Here is a 4745-nt window from a genome sequence, read left to right on the forward strand (position 1 = left end):
AAATTTCATAATTTTAAATTGCTATAATTTCTATTTTAAATATATTTTATAGGAATTTTAAAATAACTAGGTTATGCAAGAAATCTAATATATTGAAATGATAATTTAATTAAAGCGCTTTTATCTATTGATAAAGAGCACCAATATTTAGAAAATCGGATTAAAAGTAATAAAATTTTAAAAAAATATTGTTAAAATTAAAGGAACTAATGTTCCTTTTTATTTTTTATAGTACAATATAAATTAAATATAGAAAATGTTAAGAGGGAATGAAAATGACACCACATATCAACGCTAAACAAGAAGAAATTGCTGAAACAGTTTTAATGCCCAGAGATCAATTACGAGCAAAGTTTATTGCGGAAACTTTTCTCGAAAATATAAAATTAGTGAATGAAATTCGAAATATGCTTATGTACACCGGAACTTATAAAAATAAAACAATTACAATTGCTGGAAGTGGAATGGGATGTCTTAGCATTGGAATTTATTCATATGAATTATTTAAATTTTATAATGTTGATAATATTATTCGAATTGGTTCAGCAGGTAGTTATGATGCTGCACTAAAGATTTATGATATTGTTAACGCAACAGCAGCTTATGGCGAAAATAATTATGCTAGAATTGTAGCAGGAATAGAAGATGATGTTTTAAATTCTTCACAACATCTTTTTGCAACAATTGAAGAAGTTGCTAAAGCAAAACAAATTAAAACTTTTCCTGGAATTGTTCATTCATCTGATGTTTTTTATCGTAAAAATGATGATGATTGAAAAAAATTAAAGCCAAGTATAAGACAGTATGTGTTGAAATGGAAGCATTTGCTTTGTTTGCAAATGCTTTAGCATTAAAGAAAAATGCAGCAACATTATTAACAATTTCTAATTCCTTTATTACTGGTGTTGTGACAACAGCAGCTGAGCGGCAAAATAATTTTTACCAAATGGTAGAATTAGCATTAGAAAGTGCAATTAAATTATAAAAGAAAAAAGGAGAAAACATATGACAACAGTTTTAGAGCTATACCAAGATCAAGTTAAAGATCAAAGTGAAGTTACAATTTTGGGGTGAGTTCGTTCTAATCGCAGTAGTGGTAAATTAGGATTTTTAGTTATGAATGATGGAACAGTTTTTAATAATGTGCAAATTGTTTATAAAGCGGAGCAACTTGCTAATTTTTTAGCAATTAGTAGTTTACGAATTTCATCAGCAATTAAAGTAGTTGGAAAGTTTTGTGTAACACCATCTGCCAAACAACCGTTTGAAATTCAAGCATCCGTAATTGAAATTCTTGACGAGGCAAGTGAAGATTATCCATTACAAAAAAAAGAGCATTCTTATGAATATTTACGTGAAATTGCTCATTTACGTGCAAAAACAAATACTTTTAATGCGGTGTTCCGAATTCGTAGTAGTAGTTCTTTTGCAATTCATGAATTTTTTAATAAAAACAATTTTATTTATGTTCATACACCAATCATTACCGGAAATGATGCTGAAGGTTCTGGCGAATCATTTATTGTAACAACAAGAACTGATAATAATTATAATGAAGATTTTTTTGGGAAAAAAGCTAGTTTAACTGTTTCAGGTCAACTTCATGCTGAAGGATTTGCACAAGCTTTTCGAAATGTTTATACTTTTGGTCCAACATTTCGTGCTGAAAATTCTAATACAACAAGACATGCTGCTGAATTTTGAATGATTGAGCCTGAAATTGCTTTTATTGACCTGGAAGAAAATATGACATTAATTGAAAAAATGATTAAGCATATTATTATTTATTTATTTATTAACAACCATTATGAACTTGACTTTTTAAATAGTAATGTTGATGATAAATTATTGGAAAGATTAAACAGTGTTTTAAATGATGAATTTGCTCATTTATCATATACAAAAGCAATTGAAATTTTGCAGAAAGCTGCTACAAAAGGTCAAAAATTTGAAAATCTAGATATTTTTTGAGGAATGGATTTACAAACTGAGCATGAAAGATATTTGTGTGAAATAGAAACAAAAAAACCAACCTTTTTATTTAATTATCCGAAAGAAATTAAAGCATTTTATATGAAAATTAATGATGACAATAAAACAGTTGCTGCGTGTGATTTACTAGTACCAGGAATTGGAGAATTAGTTGGCGGTAGTGTTCGTGAAAATGATTATGATAAAATTGTTAGTCGTTGTAATGAACTAAAAATTTCAACGACAGATTTACAATGATATATTGATTTACGAAAATATGGTTATTATAAAAGTGCAGGTTTTGGCTTAGGGTTTGAACGTTTTATCATGTATGTGACAGGAATGACAAATATTCGTGATGTGATCCCCTTTCCGCGTACGCCGCGAAACTTATTATTTTAATTTGATGCATATAAAAATTTTATTTAATTATAAAATTTTTTTTGTTATAATTTTAGCATTGCATAGATAGGCGGGGCATAAAATATTTAACTTAGTTACTTATGATAATATGAAAGGAACATAATAAAGGAACGAAGTTATTAAACAATTACGAATTCATAAAGGATTAACTCAACGTGAATTAGCCAAAATGTCAGGGTTACAACAATCGACTATTTGTCGAATTGAAAAAGATTGTTCAAAAACAAGTTGAAATAAAATTTTAAAATTACTTGTTGCACTAAAATTAGATGTTAAAAAATTTATTGACAAATTATATACATACAATGAATACAAAGTATGTGAATTTTTATCATTAATTATTGATAACCCCAAAATTCGTAAAGAGCTTGATCAAAATCCACGATTATTAGCATTAAAAGTATTACGAATTTTTACTAATTAAGAAAAAAAGTTAGATAATTTTGTCTTACCTTGCAGTTGAATTAACTATGAAAATAAAATAAAGACCTAACAGGTCTTTTGCGTTTTAATAAACGGTTTAATAAAAAAATGATATAATAATGCTATATATTAATTATTAATTATAGCAATGTGAGGAATAAAAATTGATTTGAGATTATTATTTTATCTTTGATGGTAACGGTAAAGAACAAAATTTACGATGTATTTGTAAAACAGCTACTGATGCTGAACGAGCGTTAGAAGATTGTTATTTAGATAACAAATATAATGCAGATATTATTAAAGCAATTTCATTTTGTTTAATATTTACATTTGATAGTACAACTGATAATTACGAACTAAACAAGCAAGGAACAGAAGACTTTATTAAAAAGTTACCGATTTGTCAACAATGTAATCGTGTTAAAAGCAAATTAGATCGTTATCAACTTTGTTCAGAATGTGAAAGTGAATTAGTTGGTTTGGAAACTTTTCAATGTGATTTATGTAAAAAACATCGTCTTGTTCGAGATGATTTTAATCGCGAATTATTTGGAAAATTATTAGTAAATAATAAAGAATATATAATTTGTTTTAAATGTGCTACACAAAATTTTCAAAAGGATACAAAAACAGAAGGGATGAAAAGATAGTGAATACAATTAAAAATTTATATATTGTTTTTTACACTGATAATGCTGATACTCCTAACCAAGGGAAAGTTGTTAAAGTTTTTACTGATAGTGAACTAGCAAGAAAATATTTGTTAACAAAAGTTAATTTAAATGGAAAAAAAATTACAAAGGATAATAAATGAATTTTAAAAGTGTATGGTTATGTTGGATCTAATGATTCTTATGAATATTCAAAATGAGAAACAACTCAATTTAAAAATATGGTTGGTAATTGTATCCATTGTCATCAATATTTTTTACGAGAAAATAATGCCAATATGTGTAATGAGTGTTTAGGACAAGTGAGGCAGGGCTTAAAAGAATGTGAAGTTTGTCATAATTTTTTTAATCCAGTTGGGATTAAATTTGTTTCAAATGGTGATGTTTTTCCCTCTTTAGCTTGCCAAGAATGTTCACAAATATTATTACAAAATTTAAATGTTAAATAGTTCTTTTAAGAAATAAAATTTTAGCAAAAAGATACCATCAAAATATTAAAATAATATTAATTATTAGGAGTTTTTTTATGTTAAAGTGAAATACTAAAATTTTATTTTATGTACGATTAAGTGTTTTATTTTTAATTTTATTTTTTTTAATTACTGATTTAGTGTTAGCAATAATTAGCCCACAACCTCAATTTCGTGATTTAGGATATGCAGAACGAGTATCAAATTATTATTCGTTTTTTACAACGCAAACTAATTATATTGTTGCTGTTTATTTTTTCATTTATTTATTTGAAAACAAGTTTAAAATTCAAAGTCCTAGTTATTTAATTAAATTAGCTGTGACAACATATATTACAATTACAATGGTAGTTTTTTGACTTGGAATTTTTACAAGTACATAAGATGCTAATCAATACAATGTATATACTTGAATATCGACAATTGTTTTGCACTTAGTAATTCCAATTAGTATGATTATTAGTTATATTTTAACAGCCGGGACTTTTGAATATAATTTAAAACAACATTATAAATTAGCATTATGATTAATTTTAATTTATCCAGTTTGTTATTTTATTGTAATTTTAATTCGAGGAACATTGCGTCATTTAGATAAGAGACCATCTGATACTTTATATCCTTATTTTTTCTTAATGTGTATCAAGAATGGGGATGATTAATTTTAACTTTTTCTTTTATTTGTATTTTAACCTTATTCATTGGTTTACAATATTTATATATTTTTTTAAATAATAGACTTCTTGCATAACCTATTAAAATAATTGTAAATATTTTTAAAAAG

Annotated in this window: 6 protein-coding genes and 1 pseudogene; all 7 read left to right on the forward strand. The window is 25.9% G+C overall.

Translation table 4 applies throughout. The features are described from left to right. Positions 1 to 275: 275 nt before the first annotated feature. The 7 genes and pseudogenes from deoD to EHU54_RS04560 all read left to right on the forward strand — a co-directional run bounded on the left by deoD (position 276) and on the right by EHU54_RS04560 (position 4623). Positions 276 to 985, forward strand: a pseudogene (deoD, locus tag EHU54_RS04530) (purine-nucleoside phosphorylase). Positions 986 to 1005: 20 nt separating this feature from the next. After that, on the forward strand, positions 1006 to 2373 hold the full coding sequence (asnS, locus tag EHU54_RS04535) for an asparagine--tRNA ligase (protein WP_400249163.1): 1368 nt from the start codon (positions 1006 to 1008) through the stop codon (positions 2371 to 2373). A 148-nt stretch (positions 2374 to 2521) separates the two neighbouring features. Further along, positions 2522 to 2818: a helix-turn-helix domain-containing protein gene (locus tag EHU54_RS04540; RefSeq protein ID WP_400249169.1), complete on the forward strand. Its 297-nt coding sequence runs from the start codon at positions 2522 to 2524 to the stop codon at positions 2816 to 2818. Positions 2819 to 2981: 163 nt separating this feature from the next. Continuing rightward, positions 2982 to 3470, forward strand: coding sequence for a hypothetical protein (locus tag EHU54_RS04545; protein ID WP_400249164.1), 489 nt, complete (start codon positions 2982 to 2984; stop codon positions 3468 to 3470). Next, the gene (locus EHU54_RS04550) at positions 3470 to 3940 is read left to right on the forward strand and encodes a hypothetical protein (RefSeq protein ID WP_400249165.1); all 471 of its coding nucleotides are present in this window, start codon (positions 3470 to 3472) and stop codon (positions 3938 to 3940) included. The genes EHU54_RS04545 and EHU54_RS04550 overlap by 1 nt, the downstream gene beginning before the upstream one ends. 77 nt (positions 3941 to 4017) lie before the next feature. Next, a complete protein-coding gene (locus EHU54_RS04555) occupies positions 4018 to 4344 on the forward strand; it encodes a hypothetical protein (protein ID WP_400249166.1) in 327 nt (108 codons plus the stop codon). A 45-nt stretch (positions 4345 to 4389) separates the two neighbouring features. Continuing rightward, the gene (locus tag EHU54_RS04560; protein ID WP_400249167.1) at positions 4390 to 4623 is read left to right on the forward strand and encodes a hypothetical protein; all 234 of its coding nucleotides are present in this window, start codon (positions 4390 to 4392) and stop codon (positions 4621 to 4623) included. The last annotated feature ends 122 nt before the right edge of the window (positions 4624 to 4745 follow it).

Origin of the sequence: Spiroplasma sp. ald, from assembly GCF_044714355.1 — a bacterium.
In the GTDB taxonomy this organism is placed as follows: Bacteria; Bacillota_I; Bacilli_A; order Mycoplasmatales; family Mycoplasmataceae; genus Spiroplasma; species Spiroplasma phoeniceum.